Annotated in this window: 19 protein-coding genes, 1 tRNA gene and 2 pseudogenes; 8 read left to right on the top strand and 14 right to left on the bottom strand. The window is 62.3% G+C overall.

Annotated features, from left to right (window positions below):
* Positions 1 to 236: 236 nt before the first annotated feature.
* A complete protein-coding gene (locus EI545_RS15060) occupies positions 237 to 452 on the bottom strand; it encodes a hypothetical protein (protein WP_125326228.1) in 216 nt (71 codons plus the stop codon).
* Positions 453 to 599: 147 nt separating this feature from the next.
* Between EI545_RS15060 and EI545_RS15055 the strand changes: the two genes are divergently transcribed.
* A tRNA-Ser gene (locus EI545_RS15055) sits at positions 600 to 687 on the top strand.
* Positions 688 to 712: 25 nt separating this feature from the next.
* Positions 713 to 910, top strand: coding sequence for a hypothetical protein (locus tag EI545_RS15050; RefSeq protein ID WP_125326227.1), 198 nt, complete (start codon positions 713 to 715; stop codon positions 908 to 910).
* A gap of 68 nt (positions 911 to 978) precedes the next feature.
* Here EI545_RS15050 and EI545_RS15045 read toward each other — a convergent pair whose 3' ends face one another.
* Positions 979 to 1,809: an alpha/beta fold hydrolase gene (locus EI545_RS15045; protein WP_125326226.1), complete on the bottom strand. Its 831-nt coding sequence runs from the start codon at positions 1,807 to 1,809 to the stop codon at positions 979 to 981.
* 179 nt (positions 1,810 to 1,988) lie between these two features.
* Between EI545_RS15045 and EI545_RS15040 the strand changes: the two genes are divergently transcribed.
* Complete coding sequence (locus tag EI545_RS15040) at positions 1,989 to 2,975, top strand: GlxA family transcriptional regulator (RefSeq protein ID WP_245990077.1); 987 nt, start codon at positions 1,989 to 1,991, stop codon at positions 2,973 to 2,975.
* 278 nt (positions 2,976 to 3,253) lie between these two features.
* Here the strand turns inward: EI545_RS15040 and EI545_RS15035 are convergent, their stop codons facing one another.
* The 3 genes from EI545_RS15035 to EI545_RS15025 all read right to left on the bottom strand — a co-directional run bounded on the left by EI545_RS15035 (position 3,254) and on the right by EI545_RS15025 (position 6,051).
* Entirely contained in the window at positions 3,254 to 3,973 is a 720-nt protein-coding gene (locus tag EI545_RS15035; RefSeq protein WP_125327572.1) for a glycosyltransferase family 2 protein, read from the bottom strand.
* 156 nt (positions 3,974 to 4,129) lie between these two features.
* Positions 4,130 to 5,242, bottom strand: a complete 1,113-nt coding sequence (locus EI545_RS15030; RefSeq protein WP_125326225.1) for a ceramide glucosyltransferase — start codon at positions 5,240 to 5,242, stop codon at positions 4,130 to 4,132.
* Positions 5,239 to 6,051, bottom strand: a complete 813-nt coding sequence (locus tag EI545_RS15025; RefSeq protein ID WP_125326224.1) for a UDP-2,3-diacylglucosamine diphosphatase — start codon at positions 6,049 to 6,051, stop codon at positions 5,239 to 5,241. Before EI545_RS15025 ends, EI545_RS15030 begins: the two co-directional genes overlap by 4 nt.
* A gap of 232 nt (positions 6,052 to 6,283) precedes the next feature.
* Between EI545_RS15025 and EI545_RS15020 the strand changes: the two genes are divergently transcribed.
* The 4 genes and pseudogenes from EI545_RS15020 to EI545_RS21845 form a co-directional block, all read left to right on the top strand.
* Positions 6,284 to 6,628: a hypothetical protein gene (locus EI545_RS15020; protein WP_125326223.1), complete on the top strand. Its 345-nt coding sequence runs from the start codon at positions 6,284 to 6,286 to the stop codon at positions 6,626 to 6,628.
* A 283-nt stretch (positions 6,629 to 6,911) separates the two neighbouring features.
* Positions 6,912 to 9,083, top strand: a complete 2,172-nt coding sequence (locus EI545_RS15015; RefSeq protein WP_125326222.1) for an esterase-like activity of phytase family protein — start codon at positions 6,912 to 6,914, stop codon at positions 9,081 to 9,083.
* 234 nt (positions 9,084 to 9,317) lie between these two features.
* A pseudogene (locus EI545_RS21850) lies at positions 9,318 to 9,420 on the top strand (IS6 family transposase); the annotation flags it as partial.
* A 19-nt stretch (positions 9,421 to 9,439) separates the two neighbouring features.
* Positions 9,440 to 9,530, top strand: a pseudogene (locus tag EI545_RS21845) (IS6 family transposase); the annotation flags it as partial.
* Positions 9,531 to 9,656: 126 nt separating this feature from the next.
* Here the strand turns inward: EI545_RS21845 and EI545_RS15010 are convergent.
* The 7 genes from EI545_RS15010 to EI545_RS14980 all read right to left on the bottom strand — a co-directional run bounded on the left by EI545_RS15010 (position 9,657) and on the right by EI545_RS14980 (position 17,461).
* The gene (locus EI545_RS15010) at positions 9,657 to 10,427 is read right to left on the bottom strand and encodes an ABC transporter ATP-binding protein (protein WP_125326221.1); all 771 of its coding nucleotides are present in this window, start codon (positions 10,425 to 10,427) and stop codon (positions 9,657 to 9,659) included.
* Positions 10,428 to 10,437: 10 nt separating this feature from the next.
* Positions 10,438 to 11,412 (bottom strand): ABC transporter substrate-binding protein, encoded by a 975-nt coding sequence (locus EI545_RS15005; RefSeq protein WP_125326220.1) that lies wholly within the window; start codon positions 11,410 to 11,412, stop codon positions 10,438 to 10,440.
* Between the two features lie 28 nt (positions 11,413 to 11,440).
* A complete protein-coding gene (locus tag EI545_RS15000) occupies positions 11,441 to 12,283 on the bottom strand; it encodes an ABC transporter permease (protein WP_125326219.1) in 843 nt (280 codons plus the stop codon).
* Between the two features lie 4 nt (positions 12,284 to 12,287).
* A complete protein-coding gene (locus tag EI545_RS14995) occupies positions 12,288 to 13,646 on the bottom strand; it encodes an LLM class flavin-dependent oxidoreductase (RefSeq protein ID WP_125326218.1) in 1,359 nt (452 codons plus the stop codon).
* 77 nt (positions 13,647 to 13,723) lie between these two features.
* Positions 13,724 to 14,365 (bottom strand): FMN reductase, encoded by a 642-nt coding sequence (gene msuE, locus EI545_RS14990; protein ID WP_245990074.1) that lies wholly within the window; start codon positions 14,363 to 14,365, stop codon positions 13,724 to 13,726.
* Positions 14,366 to 14,626: 261 nt separating this feature from the next.
* Entirely contained in the window at positions 14,627 to 16,153 is a 1,527-nt protein-coding gene (locus tag EI545_RS14985) for a malonate--CoA ligase (RefSeq protein ID WP_125326217.1), read from the bottom strand.
* Positions 16,154 to 16,165: 12 nt separating this feature from the next.
* A complete protein-coding gene (locus tag EI545_RS14980) occupies positions 16,166 to 17,461 on the bottom strand; it encodes a malonyl-CoA decarboxylase (protein ID WP_125326216.1) in 1,296 nt (431 codons plus the stop codon).
* A 198-nt stretch (positions 17,462 to 17,659) separates the two neighbouring features.
* Here EI545_RS14980 and EI545_RS14975 point away from each other — a divergent pair, with 198 nt between their 5' ends.
* Positions 17,660 to 18,322 carry a GntR family transcriptional regulator gene (locus tag EI545_RS14975; protein WP_125326215.1) on the top strand — a complete coding sequence of 221 codons (663 nt, stop codon included), beginning with the start codon at positions 17,660 to 17,662 and terminating at the stop codon, positions 18,320 to 18,322.
* 17 nt (positions 18,323 to 18,339) lie between these two features.
* Here EI545_RS14975 and EI545_RS14970 read toward each other — a convergent pair whose 3' ends face one another.
* Both EI545_RS14970 and EI545_RS14965 read right to left on the bottom strand, forming a co-directional pair.
* Positions 18,340 to 19,173, bottom strand: a complete 834-nt coding sequence (locus tag EI545_RS14970) for a sugar phosphate isomerase/epimerase family protein (protein WP_125326214.1) — start codon at positions 19,171 to 19,173, stop codon at positions 18,340 to 18,342.
* A gap of 3 nt (positions 19,174 to 19,176) precedes the next feature.
* A complete protein-coding gene (locus EI545_RS14965) occupies positions 19,177 to 19,983 on the bottom strand; it encodes a class I SAM-dependent methyltransferase (protein ID WP_125326213.1) in 807 nt (268 codons plus the stop codon).
* Positions 19,984 to 20,006: the final 23 nt, after the last annotated feature.

Genomic DNA, 20,006 nt, shown 5'->3' with positions numbered 1-20,006 from the left:
CCGTCGTCGGGCCGCCCTGCCCCTGCAGCCATTGCCGCATCGAATGATCGACGAAGGTCGGCGTCGCGACCGCAGTGCCGCCCGTCAGCCAAAGGGGTTCGTTGGCCCTGACGGGATGCTGTCGACGCACACTTGCCAAGGGGTCGGAGCAGCTTTGACCAAGCCATCCTGATCGATCCATCCGGCACCATCGGGCCTGGAGGGATCGAACCCGACCCCTGCACTGAATGGGCCGCTTACGCCAGCGGCCCCGGCAAATCCACAAATGCTTTCACGGCCGTATTTGTTGGTTGCCATCTCCCTTTCAGGCAGCAGTCGGGGCCAGGGTCCGGCACCTCGACCGTGATGTCAGCCAGCCCGGCGGGTTGGGTGGCGATCAAGTTGCGGCGAAAGCTCTTGTGTCCGCCGCAGGTATCGTTGGACTCATACCAAGGGCCGGAAAGGCGGATCATCTTGGTCCTGCCACCAACAGCCGGTGGAGGAGCCGGGTGAGCCTAAATCATCGCCTTCGACCGGTGCAGGAAAATCCTGGTCAAGAAAACCACTCGGCATACGCTTCCCCCTTGCCCCCCAACGCCCCTTTCCTTAAACGAGACGGCGGAGTGGTGGCCGAGTGGTCGAAGGCACACCCCTGCTAAGGGTGCAGACGGCAACGTCTCGAGGGTTCGAATCCCTTCCACTCCGCCACCAACCCCTTGATATTTTTGATTGCATGAAGAAAGTGACGAAGGGTGGCCAACTGGCCATTCGCATGGAGAAGTCCGAGCGCGCTGTTTTCGTTGATCTCTGCGACCAACTGGACACCAGCACCGACCGGAACCTGCGGCGCCCTATACGAGTGTTCGTCGCCTCGCATGCACCGGCCGACGCCGCTTCGACGGCCGCGATCCATCACTCCTTAGGCGTCTAGACGGGTCGCTTGATAGGAGAAGAAAGAGCAGATGAGGGGCCAGGACTGGCCTGCCCCTCAATGCTTGATCAGGCCTTGGCGAAGGCCAGAAGGTCGGGGTTGACCACCTCGGGGTGGGTCGCGAAGGGAGCGTGCGACAGGCCGGGGTAGGTTTTCAGCTTGCCGTTCTGCAACAGCTTGATCGCCTTGTGCGCCGAGTTGGCGATGGGGACGATCTGGTCATCCTCACCATGCATCAAGAGGACCGGGATGGTCAGGGCCTTCAAATCTTCGGTGAAGTCGGTTTCCGAGAAGGCCTTGATGCAGTCGTAATGGGCCTTGGCACCGCCCATCATTCCTTGGCGCCACCAGTTCTGGATTTGGCCTTGGCTGACCTTGGCGCCCTCGCGGTTGAAGCCAAAGAAGGGACCTGAGGGGATGTCGAGGAAGAACTGCGCCCTGTTGGCGATCAATGCAGCGCGGAAGCCATCGAACACCTCCATCGGGATGCCGTCCGGGTTCGCTTCGGACGCCACCATCACCGGCGGCACCGCGCCGATCAGCACGGCCTTCGCGATGCGCCCGGCTTCGGCCCGTGCGGCATAGCGGGCGACTTCGCCACCGCCGGTCGAATGGCCGATGTGGATGGCGTTCTTCAGGTCCAGCGCCCGGGCCAGTTCGACCACGTCCTGGGCATAGGTGTCCATCTCGTTGCCGGTGTCGGTCTGGTCCGACCGGCCATGGCCGCGCCGGTCATGGGCGATGACGCGGTAACCCTGTTCGAGGAAGTAGAGCATCTGGTTGTCCCAATCGTCGCCCGAAAGCGGCCAGCCGTGGTGGAAGACCACGGGCTGCGCGTCGCGCGGTCCCCAGTCCTTGTAGAAGATGTTCGTGCCGTCGGCGGTGGTGAACGTTGTCATGACAAGGTCTCCTTCAGTTTGTGCGTGGGAGGTGCGGTGGAGGATGAGAAGGGCAGCCGCAGCGGCCCCGGAGGCTATCAGTGTCCGTCTGGTGAGCGTGGGGTTCATTGCAGAGCCTTTCGTTTCGGTATGGACAAGCTACGCCTTGGTTGGCAGAAAAGGACGTGGCGGAAATGACAATGAGCGAGGCATATCGGACAATGTCGCAGCAAGTGGACCTCGTCGCCGATATTGGCCTGCTGCTGTACCCGGGATGCCAGCTGGCGGCGATTTACGGGTTGACCGACCTCTTCCGGATCGCGGGAGAGTGGACAGGTGAGGAAGCACGGGCCATCCGCGTCTCGCACTGGCAGGCTGACGACACGGGCGTTACCTGCATCTGGGACAGCCATCCCGGTGCACCGCACCGGCTGACGCATGTGATCGCGCCGCCCAGCATCATCATGCCCGACAGGATGGCCCCAGCGCCCACCGCTGCCGTCTGGTTGCGCGATCGGCACACCGCCGGTGCAACCCTGTGCTCGGTCTGCGCCGGGGCGTTTGTGCTGGCCGAGACCGGGTTGATCGACGGTCGCCGTGCTACGACGCATTGGGCCTTTGCCAAGCAGCTTGCCCAACGCTTTCCGAAGGTGAAGCTCGCCGATGAAGACATGGTGGTGGACGAGGGGGACATCATGACGGCGGGCGGCATCCTGGCCTGGGCTGATCTGGGCCTGACGCTGGTCGGGCGGCTGCTTGGTCCTGCAACGATGCTGGCAACCGCGCGCTTCCTGCTGGTTGATCCTCCCCGACAAAGCCAGCGGCCCTTTGCCCAGTTCGTCCCGCGTTTTGATCATGGCGACGACGCGGTCCGCACCAGTCAGCATCACATCCATGCCCATGCCGAAACGATGCAGGGCGTGGCTGACCTTGCGAAGCAGGCAGGGATGACGGGCCGCACCTTTCTGCGCCGGTTCAGTGCGGCCACCGGGTTCACACCGGTCGAATACCTGCAGCAAGTCCGCATCGCCAAGGCCCGCGAGGCGCTGGAGCGCACGCTGACGCCGGTCGACCGGATCGCCTGGGATGTCGGCTATTCCGATCCGGCGGCGTTCCGGAAGCTGTTCCAGAAACTGACGGGCCTGCCGCCGGCGGCTTATCGCCAGCAGTTTGGCATCGGGGGCTGAACGGGGGGTATGGCAACTCCTGGCGCAACCGAGGCCTTATCCAGGGGAAAGCGTGTCGAGGCCATGCGCGGGTGTGCTCAAAAAAAACTGATCTGATAGCGTGCAAATGAGGGATTTCAGGGTCGGGTGGGTCAAGCTGCTTGGCAATAGTCCAACAACACTGGAACGTTGCCAACTTCCGCGCGGGGGGACTGTGGAAGGCGCCGCCGGGACTTTCTTCTGACAATCCCACCGGGACTGTTAACCTGCCGCATCTAAAGACGTCGACGATCAGCCGCCTATACTCGCTCCGGAACTCGCAAAGATCCCTGGTTTTTCAGCGCTGACCGGGCCATTGCCCGCATGGCAGCGATCTGGGCAAGCGTCCGATGCGGCCCTACAGTCCTGAATATGTCGCCGATCATGCCCAAGTCTCCGGAAATGCCCTTAAGCATTCCGTGTTTTTCAGTCTTGAGCGGGCTGCGGATAGACAGCGGCACCACTTCGAGGCGTAGACCCTGTTCGATCCAAAGGTCGTTGAGGAACACCTCAAGCCCAAACCGGCGCAGTGCCGCGATCCGGTCCAAGTGCTGGTGCAGCAGCGCGCGAGCCATTACCCGTTCGCCTGAGATGTAGTCCAGCCCGAAAATCCGCCACGGCCACGGCGCATTCTCTCGCAGACTGATGGTCACATCCGCCCGGCCGGAGAGCACTGGTGCCAGCAGAGAAGAGACGTGAGCGGCGGTCAATCCGACCAGATCTGCGTCAAGAAACAGGATGTGACTGCCGGTCGCCTCGGCCAGCCCTCGCGCGATGGCGGCGGACTTTCCGCCGTTTCGACGCTGGCGAAAAACCCGTGCTCCAGCGGCCTCGGCGACATCGGCTGAGGTGTCTGACGAGGCATCGTCAACGACGATAACCTCACTCAGACCAGAATGACCTATCGTGGCATGCAGGACCGCGCCGATACGCGATGCTTCGTTCCAAGCCGGTATGATGCAACTGACTGAAGCTGTCATTTCGTCCTCCACCTGTCCGACCCAGAAAGGAGCCCGGTCTTGGGCCAAATCCCCTGACAGGGTCGCCCAAGTAGCGCGAAGGGGTCGAGCAGCCCTTCGCCTGTCATCACGTCGCCGGTCAGGCTGCCGATCTGGGTATCGGTCTCCGGTCAACGGTTACCCCGGCAGCTTCGTCAATGCGCCAGGACCCATGGCATTGCCGCGCCATTCAAACCTGGTGTTGCGCAGCGTTGCCAGCCAGATCGCCGGAAGCATCAAGTCCCGGACTGGGAACATGACCACGTCGACCATGCGGGACGGCCATCCTTCACGTAGGGAAAGCGCGATTTCTGCACCGTACCACAATGCTGCCAGCGTTGCCGCCGCCCAAGGCCCGCACGCAAGCCCCGCCGCTATCAGAGGCAACACGGGGCCGTTCAGCGGTTCCAGCAGGAACATCATGGGAAAACCCTCGCGCCTTACCTTTGACCACCGCAGTTGCCGCCGCCAAACCTGCCCAAGGGTTCGCCGCCCAACAGGCTGGGCAAAGGGCTTGTGGGGCAGTGCCACGCGAAGTCCCGACCGACGCACCAGGCAGGTCGCCGCCACATCCTCGGCCAGCCGATTGCCAAGGGCGCGAAGCCCGCCATGCCGCTCCAGGAAGGCGCGGTCCCACATCATTGTCTTGCCTTGGGCAAAGCCAAGACCCAACGCGTCAGCAGCCAGTTGCAGGCGGGCCTGATTGCCGTTCAGGAATGCGCATTCAAGGGCCCCCCATGCGCCCGCAGGCCGGATACCGATTGGCGGACAAGACACCAGACCGACATCCGGTGCCCGTGCCCCGACCAACTGCCTAAGGTAGTCCGGCGGCAAGAGCAGGTTGCTGTCCGCCATGACCACTAGGTCGCCCCGTGCGGCGTCCCAGCCCTTGGCGAGGTTGTTGAGTTTTGGATTGGCTGTCAGATGACAGTCGCCGACCAGCAGGCGGGCGGGCACCTGCGGATGTGCCGCGATCAGGTCTTCCACCAGCGCGGCCGCCGGGTCGTCCGGATCCGCCACGCAGAAGATGATTTCGAAAGTCGGATAGTCCAGCGCAAAACTTGATCCCAGTGTTTCCCGGTCAAACGGCTCGACCCCGCACACCGGGCGCAGCAGCGTGATGCGCGGTGCTTCGGAAACATGCGGGCGGACGGCGCGTGCGCTGCGCAGCACCACCAGCAGCACACTGCCCAGATGCAGGGCCAGCATCCCCAGCGCAAAGCCCGCCAGAAGTGTTTCGGCCAGCGTCATGCGACTTCCGCTGCAAGCTTGCCGATCCGGGCGTCGGCACCTTGCGGAAAGCCGATCAACGCCAGGCTGCCATCCCAATCTTCAGCAAGCGCAGTGCAGCTGTCCGTCCAGTCACCACAGTTCGCGTAGCGCAGGCCGTGTTCGTCATGCAGAGCTGCTATGTGGAAATGACCGCAGATGACCCCGTCGCAGCCAAACGTCCGCGCCAGCGCAACCAGCCGCCGTTCGTGCCCGCGGCCGCGATACAGCATTCCGTTAAGCCCAGTGATCAATGCCTCGACGGGGCTCCGCACCCCGCGATCCAATCGAGGGCGAAGACCTCGCAGGGACCGGTAGGCCATGCGCAGGAAGCTGTCGACCCGACTGCCGAGGCGGGTCCAGATGTGGAACCTGAGCAGCCGCGCGTCGCAGACATCGCCGTGCAGCACCAGAAGACGTGTACCATCGCCGTTAAGATGGACGATCTCACGATGGATCTCCAAGGCCAACGCGGCAACCTCGGGCCTTGCGCGGGCCTGCTCTGTCAAGAGCGCGCGGTCGTGGTTGCCGACGAGACAGACAACCCGGCGACCCGAAGTGACCCGGGAGGATATCAAGCTGACGATCTGCCGCTCTGTGGCACCCCATGTCACGAACAACGGATCCCACAGGTCGAATGTGTCGCCCACGAGATAGATCGTCTTGGCATCATGACCCTGAAGGAACGCCAGAAGTGCATCAGCACGACAGCCAGGCGCACCCAGGTGCAAGTCGGACAGGAAGAGACTTCGATAGCACCGGACATGGTGGTGATCCGGCTTTCTGACCATGACCCGACCTTTCGTCCCGCTACATCGCTGCCCATGGGCTTAGACCGGCCAGGCAACAACGCTGCAAAGATGCGGTGTAGGTTTCGTGAAGCGCCGTTTTGCATCAATGCTCCACTCTCGGGGTAGATGACGTGCTTCAGTTGCTTGCCAGTGTGCCCCCAACCGCGCAGCGTGTGTCGTTTGCGCGGTTATCGCGCTGGATCAGCAACGAGTATTTGTATATACATTGTCGATGCAAAATGTGGATGGGCAGATCATGAGCAAAGAGAAAGACAAGAAGAAAAGGAAGAAGGGAAGCCAACTGGTCATTCGTGTGGAGAAGTCGGAGCGCGATGCTTTCGTTCACCTCTGTGACCGACTGGACACCAGCGCAGCTCGGGAACTGCGGCGTTTCATGCGTGAGTTCGTTGCCTCGCATGCGCCAGTCGACGCAGCGCCGACCACCGTGATCGAAGACACCTTACCCACATCGGAAGTTGTGACGGAACCCGCGCCTGCGGCGGATGCGGGGGGTGTGCTGCCGCCGCAAGCGGCCAAGCGCGGACGGCGGAAGGTTATTGAACAGGTCCCAACGTAGGACCGGCGCGACCTAGCAGAGATCGATCTTCCTGCCGAAGATACGAAGTTCGCGATGCAAGGCGTCAGTTGGACTGGTTTCCACCTTGGCTTTGCAGATCGGGCACCGCCGACGCTGGCGGAGATTAGAATGGCTCGTCGCGCGCCAAGAAATGTGACGGTTCGCCGGCGTCCAGCGCAAAGCATTGCGACTGCCGTGACGTAAATCTGTTACGCGGCAGTCGCCCCTCTGTAACTCGAATGGTCCAATTCTGCGACGTTAGAAACCCGCGACAGGATTGGCCATGCATCTTCGTTCCCTTTCCCTGACATCCGCTTTAGCGATTGCCACAGCCTTGCCGACCAGCGCCGAGCCGGTCTTCAACCGCATCGCAACCTTCGCTACGCCCCAGAACATGGCCGAAGGCGAAGACCGGGCCCGCGAAACCTCGGCCGAGATCATCTCGGCGTCGGAAGACGGCATGACCCTTGTCTACTCCGACAGTCCGCTGGGTGTGATCGGGCTGGTGGACATCACCGACCCCGCCGCGCCGAAGGGGCTGGGCAATATCAGCATGGGGGGCGAACCCACGACCGCAGTGTTTGTCGGTGGTCTGATATACGCGGGCGTGAATACTTCGGAAAATTTCACCGCGCCGTCAGGCAAGCTGGTGACGGTCGACACGGCCACCACGTCTATCACAGCCGAATGCGACATCGGCGGCCAGCCCGATTCCGTCGCCCGTGCGCCGGACGGTTCATTCTTGGCAATCGCGGTGGAAAACGAGCGCGATGAAGATGTGAACGATGGCGCGATCCCGCAGATGCCTGCGGGATACGTGGTCAAGCTGCCGGTCACTGGGGGCGTCGTGGACTGTGCAGGTCAGGTCCGCATCGACCTGACCGGTCTTGCCACCATCGGGGCCGATGACCCAGAGCCGGAATATCTGGACGTGAACGCTGCAGGCGAGATCGTTGTCACCTTGCAGGAAAACAATCATATCGTCGTGATTGGCGCCGATGGCGCTGTAGCCAGCCACTTCAACGCGGGCGACGTGGCGGTCGATGGCATCGACACCCGCCGCGACGGGCACCTCTCCTTCACAGACGCCAAAGCGGCTGTACCCCGCGAACCGGATGGCATTTCCTGGATCGACGGTGATCACTTCGCAATGACGAATGAAGGTGACTGGAACGGCGGCACACGAACCTGGTCGATCTTCCGCAAGGACGGCACACTGGTGTGGGATTCGGGCAATAGCCTGGAACGCGCCATCGTCGCGATCGGCCACTACCCGGAACATCGCAGCCAATCCAAGGGCGCTGAATTGGAGTCAGTGGAATTTGCAGTTTTCGGTAGTGTGCCGATGGCGTTCGTGGCGTCGGAACGCGCCTCGATCGTGGCCGTCTATGACCTGACCGACCCTGCGGCACCAGTGCTGAAACAACTTCTTCCGTCGGGCGTCAGCCCCGAAGGCATGGTGGCGATCCCCGAGCGTGGATTGCTCGCTACAGCCAACGAAGTGGACCTGCGCGGCGATGGTCTCGCCCCCGCGCATGTGATGATCTATGCGCTCGGCGACGGGCCCGCTGCCTATCCGATGCTGACGTCTGAAGGGACCAATCCGCTGATCGGCTGGGGCGCACTCTCAGGGCTGGCGGCTGACCCTGCGGAACCAGGCAAGCTTTATGCCGTGTCTGACAGCGTCTATGGGGCTATGCCGCGCATCTACACGATCGACGCTACGCCGGTGCCCGCGCGCATCACCGGCGCGCTGGATATCACCCGCGGCGGCGACCGCGCGCAAAAGCTGGACATCGAGGGGATCGCCCCCGATGGCAACGGCGGATTCTGGTTGGCCAGCGAAGGGCGTAGCGACCGTCTGATCCCGCATGCGATCTATCAAGTCGACGACAAGGGTGAGATTACCCAGGAAATCGCCCTGCCCGAGGAGCTTCTGGCCCACGAGATCCGCTTTGGTTTCGAAGGGATCACGGTCGCAGGTGACTGGCTTTGGATGGCGGTGCAGCGAGAATGGAAGGATGACCCCAAGGGCATGGTCAAGCTGTTGGCTTACAACACTGTCGACATGACATGGGGTGCCGTCCACTATCCGCTGGATGCGCCGTCTGATGGTGCCTGGATGGGACTGTCGGAAATCACTCTGCGTGGTGACTGGGTCTATATCGCCGAACGCGACAACCAGATCGCGGACAAGGCCGAAGTCAAGAAGCTCTACCGCGTTGCCGCCGAGCAGATGAAGCCTGCAGCGTTGGGCGGCCCACTGCCCGTTGTGACAAAGGAACTGGTGCGCGACCTGCTGCCCGATCTCATGGTCCTGAACGGCTATGCAGTGGACAAGGTCGAGGGCTTTGCCATCGACGCGGCAGGGACAGGGTGGGTCGTGACCGACAATGACGGTGTCGACGACAGCTCGGGCGAGACGCTGTTCTGGTCAGTGGGCCCCGTCGAGTGACAGCAATCCTACCGAAGACAACGGTCCCCGGGCGATGCGCCCGGGGCTTTCTTGCCGCTTCCGCTCAACCCATAGCCCTGCTGCCCTTCCGCATTGGCTTCGGTCCTTTGCGCGAGGAGCGAGTGATGGCGAAGATTGCCTTCAAGAGTGCTGTCAAAGGAACATCGCGTGCCTCGTGACAGTCCGCTCTGCAAGTTGCCTGCGTGGCAAAACGCTCCCTTCCCGCTGCTCTAAATCGAGCCCAGTGTCATCCGCCTAGCAGTGATGATCTACATCCGCCTCTTCCGTCGCTGCGCAATGTGGAGGATCTCTTGCACGAGCGGCATCGAGATTAGCGCGGCGATGATCGCGAGATGGGACTTTGGCTCAACAACCGGGCCGAGAACTCGCACCTGCCGTTCCGACGACGAGAGTGGGCGATGTTGCGGTTCCGACGCATGCGAAAGTTTTAGGTGTTAGCCTCATTCCATGCCACGGCCCACATCCACGTTTCGACAGAGCGCCACTTCCAAAATCGCAACACAAAAAAGCGAATGCGCGCCGCCGCCCTCACAGAATCGCGCGGTCCTGACCCTAGTTCAAACCAAATTCCGCCATCAGGCTCCGCCGCATCTCGACGAAGCGCGCGTGGCTGCGATCTCTTGGCCTTGGGAGACTCACGTCAATCAGGCGGGGGATGTCGCCCTTTTCTTTGGGCAGAACCAGCACACGATCCGCGAGGTAGATGGCTTCCTCCAGATCATGCGTGACAAGGATCATAGTCACCTTTTCCTCGCGCCAGATGCGCGACAGTTCCTCTTGCATGGTCAGCTTTGTCATCGCGTCTAGCGCTCCGAGCGGTTCGTCAAGCAGGAGGATCTCGGGTTGCACCGTCAAGGCGCGCGCGATGCCTACGCGTTGTGCCATACCGCCCGACAATTGACGGGGGAAGGCGCTCTCGAACTCGGCCAGGCCGACGAGGCTGATATAGTGGCGCGCGCGGGCTTCGGCACTTTCGCGCGGCTTTCCGCGAACCTGCAGGCCGAATGCCACGTTTCCCAAAACCGTGAGCCAAGGCAGCAGGCGCGGCTCCTGGAAAATGATCGCCCGCTCGGTGCCGACGCCCTGCACCGGATGGCCGTCGATCAGCACCTCTCCCTTGTCGGGGCTTTCCAGTCCAGCAAGCACGCGCAGAAGCGTGGTCTTGCCGCAGCCGGATGGGCCGACGATCGCCAGCGCTTCACCGCTCTGCACATCAAGCTGCAGGTTGCGCAGGACATTCAAACGCTGGCCGTTCAGCGTGAAGGATTTGGAGAGGTCACGCACGGTGACCTCTCCACGACGGGTTGTTTCAAACAGGGTCATTGCCCCGGCCTCAGTTGGTGACCGGGCTGTCGCCCGTTACATAGAGGATGTCCTTGGCAACCAGCCTGCCCTTTTCGACGGTTCCCTGACGCTCCAGCACGTCGATCCAGAACTGAACGTCACGTTCCACCGGAAGACCGCCCGCGCGAACGCCATAGCCTGCGAAGAACTGCGCGACCTCCGGGTTCTCGCCCCGTTCGGCCAGAACGCGGGCGAAGATCGCTTTCGTCTCCTCGGGATTTTCCCGGGCAAAGTCCAACGCCTTGACTGAACCTTCGACGAAGGCTTTCGCCTCCTCCGGGTGTGCCTCGATCCAGTCGCGGCGCAGCACGATGAAGCCGCCAGCAATCTCGCCAAGCACGTCGGTGTCGTCGAACACGGCCCGCAACCCACCGTTCTGCAACGCCGCACCGGTGAAGGTGGTCTGCCAGTATCCGAAGGCGGACACATCGACCTGCCCCGACCGGAGAACCTGCTCCAGCTGCGGTCCCGGCACGACGATCAGGTTGGCGCTGTCTTCCGGAAGGCCCTTTTGGTGCAACGCCTCGCGCACAACGTAGTCCAGGTGTGCGCCCAGCGTATTGACGGCAATCGTCTTGCCCACAATGTCTTCAATCGTCTTGATCGGGCTATCGTCCAGCACGTAGAAGATCGACTGCGCCTCGTCATTGATGCCATTTGACGGGAAGGCGGCGACGAAGTCATTCCCGGCCGCGATGGAGTTCAGCGCGGCAGCCGTGGCCGCCGAGCCAAGCTCAACGCTGCCTCCGGACAGGGCGACAAGGGACGCTGGCCCGCCTTGGGCATAGCCGACGTTTTCAATCGTGATGCCGGTGCCGTCGAAGTAGCCAAGTTCGGCGGCCAGTTCGTGTGCGTTCAGCCCACCTTGGCTGGCGAGATAACGGATCGTCACTTCGGCCGAGGCCGGGGTCAGAGACAGGCCAAGGATGGTGGACAGGGCAAGGGTGCGAAGGGAGAGGGTCATGATGGGTTCCTTTGGTTTGAGGGAGGTGTCAGTGATTCAGGTCGGCCCAGCGGCACAGGCGGCGCTGCAGCGTGACAAGGGCGGCATTGGCTGACAGGCCAAGGATCGCCAGAAGCAGGATCGCCGCGAACATCTGCGGGATCTGGAAGTTGTATTGGGCATTCATCACCTGAAACCCGAGGCCCTTGTTCGCGCCAATCATCTCGGCAGCGATCAGCAGAAGTAGGGCTGTCGTGGCCGACAGGCGAAGCCCGACGAAGATGGACGGCACACTCGCTGGCAGGACCACACGGCGAAAGATCGTGCCGCGCGAGGCGCCGAAGGTGGCAGCCATCTCGATCAGCTTGCGGTCCACTTCCTTCACGCCGCCGATGGTGGCCAGCAGGATCGGGAACAGGGTAGCCCAGAAGATCACGAAGACTTTGGACGCCTCGCCCAGACCCAGAAGCAGGATGAACACCGGATAGAGGGCAAGGGCCGAGGTTTGGCGGAAGAACTGCAGGATCGGGTCCAGCGCCTGTTCGACCGCGCGGATCTGGCCCATGAATAAGCCCATCGGGATGCCAAGGGTCACAGCGGCGGCAAAGGCGAGGCCGGAGCGTTGCAGGCTTATCGCGATGTCATCCAACAGGGCTCCGCCGACAACGCCAGTCCAGGTGGCAGCCAAAATCTTGTCTAGGGGCGGGAAGACCGTGGGGTTGATCCAGCCAAAGGTGGAGCCGATCTGCCAGAAGACGAGGAAGCCCAGCAGCAGGCCGAAGCGGCGGATGATCTCGCCTGCACCCGCCACCCCCCGGCGCAGGATCATTGCACCAGGGGGGACTTCGACAGGCCGCGATGGGGAGGAGGTATCGAGGCTCTGGAAGGTCATGGGCTTACTCCGCGGCGTGTGCGGCGCGACGCTCGACCGCCCAACGGTTTTCGGGGAAAGGCAGGCCAAGGTTTTCGCGCAGGGTGCGGCCTTCGTAGGCCGTGCGGAACAGTCCCCGACGCTGCAGTTCCGGAACAACAAGGTCCACGAAGTCAGTCAACCCGGTCGGCAGCCAGGGCGGCAGGATGTTGAACCCATCCGCCCCTTCGTTCTGGAACCAGTCTTCAAGGATATCGACGATCTGCGTCGGCGTACCGACCACAGTGAAATGCCCCCGTGCGGATGCAACGTGCTGGTAAAGCTGGCGAATGGTGAAGCCGTTCTCATCCGCAATCTGACGGATGAGGGCTTGGCGCGACTTCATCCCCTCGGTCGGCTCCACCGGCGGCAGCGGTCCGTCAAGATCGACGCCGGTCAGGTCCAGCGTGCCACCGGTAAGGCCCTTGATCAGGGCGATGCCATCTTCTTCCAGGATAAGGCTGGTCAAGCGATCATACTTCTCGCGCGCCTCAGCCTCGGCCCGGCCGATGAAGGGGGACACGCCGGGCATGACCAGGATGTGGTCGGGGTTCCGTCCGAAGCCGCGCGCACGGGCCTTGATGTCACGGTAAAACTCTTGCGCGGTGTCCAGCTTTTGGTGGGCCGTGAAGATCACCTCGGCCGTTGCCGCCGCTAAGCCGCGGCCGTCATCCGACTGGCCGGCCTGAACGATCACCGGGTGACCTTGGGCGCTGCGGCTGACATTCAGCGGGCCGCGCACCTTGAAATGCTCGCCCTTGTGGTCTGCGGGATGGACCTTGTCGGGATCGAAGAACCGACCCGTCACCTTGTCCCGCAGGAAGGCGTCATCCTCGAAGCTGTCCCAAAGCTTCTTTACCACCTCCACATGCTCTGCGGCCCGCTTGTAGCGGAAGGCATGCGGGTGCTGCTGGTCGAGGTTGAAGTTGTGTGCCGCAGCCTCGGTGGCGGTCGTAACCACATTCCAGCCCGCGCGCCCGCCAGAAATAAGGTCGAGCGACGCGAATTTACGCGCGGTGTTGTAGGGTTCTTCATAGGTCGTGGAGGCGGTAGCGATGAAGCCGAGGTTTTTCGTCAAGGGGGCGAGCGCGGAAAAGAGCGTAACGGGTTCAAACCCCGCGACCTTGGCATTGCCACCCTCGATCCCGCCTCCGAAAGCGATCGAGAGGTTGTCGGCCAAGAAGTAAGCGTCGAAGAGCCCCCGCTCGGCCTCTTGCGCAAGCTTGAGGTGAAGGTCGAAGCTGGTCGCACCATCGGGGGGGCTCTCAGGATGGCGCCAGGCGGCGACGTGCTGGCCGCCGCCGGGAAGGAAAGCACCAAGGCGGATTTTGCGAGTGGTGGGCATGGTCTGGGTCCTTTCGGTCAAGCCGGGATTGGTCCCGCCGAACAGCGGGTCGTGGGGTTCAGAGAAGGATGGTTGGACTAGGCGGCGGTAGCGGCAGGCCGGTGCGGCAGCGTAGTCTGGAACTGGATGATAGCGCGGTCGATACGCGCCAGAAGTGCGGGCGAGGTGGGTACCCCGTCGCTGAAATCCGCGCCTGAGGCATAAATGCCGGTCGGCAAAGTGACCGCTTCGAAGAAGCCAAACAGTGGTCGAAGCTGATGTTCGATGACTAAAGCGTGCCTTTCACCGCCGCCAGTTGCAGTCAGCAGCACCGGCTTGCCCGCAAGAGCTGCAGGGTCGAACAGGTCGAAGAGATGCTTGAAAAGCCCCGTGTAGCTGCCCTTGTAGACCGGGCTGCCCACGACTAGCGCATCGGCTGAAAGAAGCGAGTCCACGATTGCACGCGGCGGACCCTCGATATCGCTCAGCGTTTGGGCAGTGCCTAGTCCAGGCTGGAGGTCAGTCAGATCATAAGTAGCGGCCGAAGCGCGCAGCGCAGCGGCTGCCCGTGTCGTGACCAGATCGATCAGCAAACGGGCTTTCGACGGGCGGCTTAGGCTGCCGGCAAAACCGACGATATGGAGAGACATGTTGTGCTCCAAAAAACGATCTATCTTGTCGTGTAATGTGACAAGAGAATGCGAATTGGGCCATTCCAAAGACAGGGGATGTTTCGGCACGAAAGTGTTCCCTAGGATCGGTCAGAGAGAGTTTTGATCCTCTGCGCAACCCAAGCACCCCAACCGGCAGTATTGGTGGCGTTGTCAGTAGAAAGTGATCTGCAAGTGACAGGCGGAGGCATATCGGTGGCGGTCGCGGCGGCATAGTTGCCAAGCAAATGGGGACATTTGCCCGACCGCCGAGCGAGGCGGGCGCAGGAAGGCACCATCGGAGCATTCTTCAAACAGCCTTGAGGCCGCCAAGCCTGCCTGTGACAATGGTCAGGGCCGCGAAGCTTCCGAGAACTTGTCACGCAAGACGTTCTTCAACACTTTGCCCATGGCGTTGCGCGGCAGCGACGGCGCGAACCACAACGCGCGAGGCTGCTTGAACCGGGCAAGCTGGCCCTGAAGCCGGGAGAATATGGCTGCTTCGGTCAGTTCCGCATCCTTGGCCAAAACGACGACTGCCGCGACAACCTCGCCCAGATCGGCGTGGGCCAGTCCGATGACTGCGCTTTCCAGAACTCCGGGGATGGAGTCGATCGCATCCTCCACCTCCTTGGGATAGATGTTGTAGCCGCCGGAAATGATCAGGTCCTTTGACCGGCCGACGATCGTCAGATAGCCCGCTGCGTCCAGTGATCCCAGATCACCACTGATGAAAAACCCGTTCTTTCGAAACTCGGCTGCGGTCTTCTCGGGCATCTGCCAATAGCCCTTGAATACGTTTGGCCCGCGAATCTCGATCGAGCCGACCTGACCGCTGGGCAATGGTGTGCCTGTTGCGGGATCGCAGACGCGCACCTCGATTCCGGGCAGCGCAAGGCCGACCGTCCCGGCGATGCGGGGACCGTCGTAAGGGTTCGAGGTGTTCATGTTGGTTTCGGTCATCCCGTAGCGTTCAAGGATCGCATGGCCGGTTGCCCGTCTCCACCGGGCGTGCGTTTCTGCCAGCAGCGGCGCTGAGCCCGAAATGAAGAGCCGCATCCCCGCCACCGCCGCACCCGTCAACGACGGATGGTCAAGCAGCCGGACATAGAAGGTAGGCACTCCCATCAATACAGTCGCCAGCGGCAAGGCGGCGATAATGGCATCCGGGTCGAAGGCAGGCAGAAAGACCAGCGACGCCCCCGAAACCAGCGAGACGTTCGTTGCCACGAACAGGCCATGCGTGTGGAAGATCGGCAGGGCATGGATCAGCACGTCAATTTGGCTGAACCGCCAGACCTCGGCCAAGGCAAGGGCGTTGGACACAAGGTTGCCGTGGCTGAGCATCGCGCCTTTTGACCGACCGGTGGTGCCGCTGGTGTATAGCATTGCGGCCAGATCGTCCGGGCCGCGTGGCACGGGCCTGAACCCCGAGCCGGTGCGTGCTGACGCCTCGGTCAGCGTTCCCGTGCCATCGGGACCCAGCGTGAACACTGCCCGGATCCCCTGGGTTTGGGCAATGTCGCCGAGACCCATAACGGATGAAGGATCGCAGACCAGAACGCAGGGCTGGGCGTCACCAAGGAAGTACGTCATTTCAGCGTCGGTATAGGCCGTGTTCAGCGGCAGAAAGACGCCGCCCGCCATGACCGTACCCAGATACAGCGCCAAGGCGGTCGTGCTTTTCTGAATTTGCGCGGCGACCCTGTCACCCGGAGCCAATCCCGCTGCCACCAGCGCCGCCGCGATACGTTCTGCCTGATCAAACAGGTCACCAAATGTCACCGTCCCTGCGCCAGGCGTCAGGGCGAACACGCTGTCATCACGCCCGACAGAAGATGCCCGCAGATGGTGGATCAGATGATTTGCGTCGTACATGCGGGACTTCCTTCAGCGTCGCGGCAACAGCTTGCGCACCTGGGCCGAGGCGGCAACAACACCGCTGTTTGCATAGGCCTCATGGTTCCTTTCAATGGCGGCAAGGTCATAAAGGTAGTTGACCATTACGCCCCAGGATTCCCCTTGCGCCCTTGCGCCGGGGTCTGCTTCGGGGTTGATCCGTTCGACCCTGGCGCCGTTGCCCAGATGGAAGCGCGCCACTGGATCGACAGGCTGGCCCGCAGGGTTGCGGGCCTGCAACAAATACCTGACCGCCAGCGCACCGCAGAGGTCAGGTGGCGGCGGCACGGGTCCTGCGCAAGCGGTCAAGGCAGCGCGTTCGGTGTCGTTCAGAAGGCCCGTGCTGCCCTTGGCAAGTTCTGCGGAAAGCCAGCGGCGGAACCCTGGTACCGGTGACAGGGTGACGAAAGTGTCAAGGCTCGGATAACCGTGCCGCAACTCTTCTACCACTTGCTTGATCAGGAAGTTCCCGAACGAGATGCCGCGCAAGCCTTCCTGGCAGTTCGAGATCGAATAGAAAACCGCAACGCGGGCGTGGGACGGGTCGATCGGACGGCGGTCCTTGGCAAGGATCGGTGCGATGGAGGCAGGTATCTCGACGGCCAGCGCCACCTCAACGAAGATCAGCGGGTCGTCGCGCAGCGCCGGGTGGAAGAACGCGAACAGCAAGCGGTCGGGGGCGGCCACGCGGCGGCGCAGATCGTCCCAACCGTTGATGGCATGCACCGCCTCGTACCCGATGATCTTTTCAAGAATTGCCGCCGGGGTCGACCAGTCGATGCGCCGCAGTTCCAGAAAACCCCGGTTGAACCATGATCCCAGAAGATGCTGAAAATCGGCATCCAGCATCGCCAGACGCGGGTCCTTCTGGATCGCCCGCAACAGATCGCGGCGTATCGCGACCAGATCGCGGGTGCCGTTTGGTGCCCGGTTCAGGCGTCGGATCAATTCCTGGCTGCGGGGTTCGCTGGCAAAGTGGATGTTGCGCGCAGCGTCCTCGTCATCCGCGCGGTCAAGGTCCGCCAACGCCCGTGCAAGGGCCGGACGGTCAACGCCAAAGCGGGTCTGGACTGTGGAAAAGAAAGCCTGTTTGTCCTTGGGGTCAAGCTTGGCAAAGCGATCCAGGATATCGCGGGCCAACCCAAGTTCGGTCGCTTCGCCCCGCCCTGCCAGAAGCGCGGCACATCGGTCTTCGATCGTCATGTCGACGCCGTTCGTCGGTGCCATGGCGCGACCGATAACTGCCACTTTGCCCAGAAGATCGCTGAATAGGGCCGAAGCTTTCATCTCTTCCCCCAAGGTACGCACCACGCCGACAGTCTTGCTTGGCCGGGCTGACCGGCGTTGCAGCATGCCAGCTGGTTCTGGATGCAATTTCTAGATATCTGTATACAACAGATGCAGCCTTGCGCAATCCTTGTCTTTGTGGCGTTTCAACCGTATTGCCCGTACCGGGCGGCAGAAATCCCAAGGATAGGGCAGGCCATGGTCAAGCGTTCGGACGAGTTGCGCGACATGCTGGAGGAGGAGATCCTTACCGGTCAGTGGCGCCCAGGTGACCGGTTGGAAGAAGTGATGCTGGCGGAGCGCTACGGCGTGTCGCGCACCCCGATTCGTGAGGCGCTGCTGCAATTGTCGGCCTCGGGTCTGATTGAGAACCGCCCGCGGCGGGGCGCGGTCGTGGCCGAGATTGGCCCGCGCAAGCTGATGGAAATGTTCGATGTGATGGCCGAATTGGAGGCGATGTGCGCGCGGCTTGCGGCCCGCCGGGTGACCGACGAGTCGTTGCGCCGAATTAGTGAAGCGCATGAGGCCTGTGGCCGCGCATTCAACTCTGCCGATACCGACGCCTACTATTACGAGAACGAGGTGTTCCACGCGATGATACGGCAGGCCGGGCGCAACGAGTTTCTGATCGAACAGGCCGAGACCCTGCAAAAGCGTCTGAAGCCTTATCGCCGGATGCAGTTGCGCGCGCGCGACCGCATCCGCGCGTCGTATCAGGAACATGAGATGATTGCCGCCGCCATCGCCCGCGGCGACGCCGTGGCCGCTGCCGAAGCGATGCGCGGACATGTCGGCGGGATGGGCGAACGGTTCAACGACCTGCTTGCGTCGTTGGACGCGGCCGCACGGAACGTTTCCTGATACGGGCATCACCGGGATCAGACGACCCCGACCTCACGCGCCTTTTCAACCAGATAGTCGCGCCCCTGCAGCATGTCGTCCAGCGTGCCAAACTGGTTCATGTAGTGGCCGGTAAAGCCGGCAGCCTCGATCCGGCGGAACATATCGGGCCAGTCCATGCTGCCTTCGCCGGGGCAGAGATGCTCTTCCACCGTGCCATGGCAATCAGCAAGCCGCACCTCGCGGCAGCGCCGCAGGTCAAGTCCATCGACAAAGCCTGCTACATCCTCGGGGTAAAGATGTGCGTGGTTGGCGGTGAAGGCCATCCCAAGGTTCGGTGAGGCAAGTTCGCTGAAGTACCATTGGCACTCCTCCAGTGACGAACACAGGTAGTGAACCTCGGCATCGTCAGGTTCGCGATTGGTGTTCTCCAGCAACAGAAGAACGCCCTGTTCTTCGGCGTAGCCGACGGCCCGCTTCAGGCGTTCCAGACCCGCAACGCGGCGGGACTTGTAGTCTGCCGTGAAATGGTAGCCCGCATGAACGATCACCCATTCCGCCCCCGTCGTCACCGCTAGGTCGATGTAGGAGCGCAGATAGGCGTCAGACGCCTCCGACACGAAAGGCGACACTTCGGCAATGTTCACGCCAGACAGCGTATGCAGCCCAAGGGTGACGCCAAGTTCGGCTGAAAGCGCGCGGATGCCCGGTGCGCGATCCTGCATCGTGGCCATGGCGTTGGGGGCAAGATCGGTCTGCACATCCAGAAATCGCACCTGATTGGCGGCGGCCCAGCGGATGGCATCTTCGACCGGCAGGGATTTGCCCACGTCCATGCCGATCCGATCAAAAAGACTGAGCGTGTTTTTCATGTGTTAGCCCGCCACCCGTCCAGTTACGACCCAAGCCGTTGCAGTCAGCGATCGTGGCCCGTCCACATCGCCCGACAGATAGGCCTTGCGCACAGCCTCGGCCACCCGGTCGCGCATGGCGGGTTCAAGGGCTGCGACATAGCCACCGACCGGGCCCTGCCCCCCAAGCAACGGTTGCCAGTAATCGTCAAAATCGGCAAAATCCATCCGCACGGTTTCCGACCGCCGCTCCACATCAGCCAACCCTGCCGCGCGCAGCAGGTCCGACATCCCGTCAGGCTTTGCCAGCGGATTGGCGAAGATCTTGTCGCGCGTTGCGGCGGCCACAGGGTCGATCCCGGCTGCCGTGTCCCACAGCAGCCGCTGATAGACAAGGCCACCGCGGAAATCCCACGCTGCAACCACGACCGTGCCGCCGGGTCGCACCACGCGCGCCATCTGGCGCGCGGCCAGCAAGGGGTCGCTCATGAAATTCAGGGCAATCAGGGCGACTGCGGAGTCAAAGGTGCCGTCGGGAAACTCAAGCGCAAGCGCATCCATCTTGTGAAACTCTACCCCCGGCTGGTCGGAGCGGGCGCGGGCAAAGGCAAGATAAGGTTCGGCCACATCCACGCCCACCACCTTGCGCCCCGGATAGCGCGCGGCAAGCGCAGCCGTCACGCTGCCCGTACCGCAGCCCACGTCCAGCAGCGCCCCGTTGCCAAGCATGGGCACGGTCTGGGCGATACGGTCAGCGACGCGCCGGCTCCACCGTCCGATGAAGCGTTCATAGGCGGGGCCGTCATTAGCCTGATAGGTCGAGGTGGACATGTGTCAGGGGCCTTTTGTCATCA

Origin of the sequence: Tabrizicola piscis, assembly GCF_003940805.1 — a bacterium.
Lineage (GTDB): Bacteria > Pseudomonadota > Alphaproteobacteria > Rhodobacterales > Rhodobacteraceae > Tabrizicola > Tabrizicola piscis.
The sequence above is the reverse complement of the archived record's forward strand: the minus strand, read 5'-3'. Positions and strand labels throughout refer to the sequence as shown.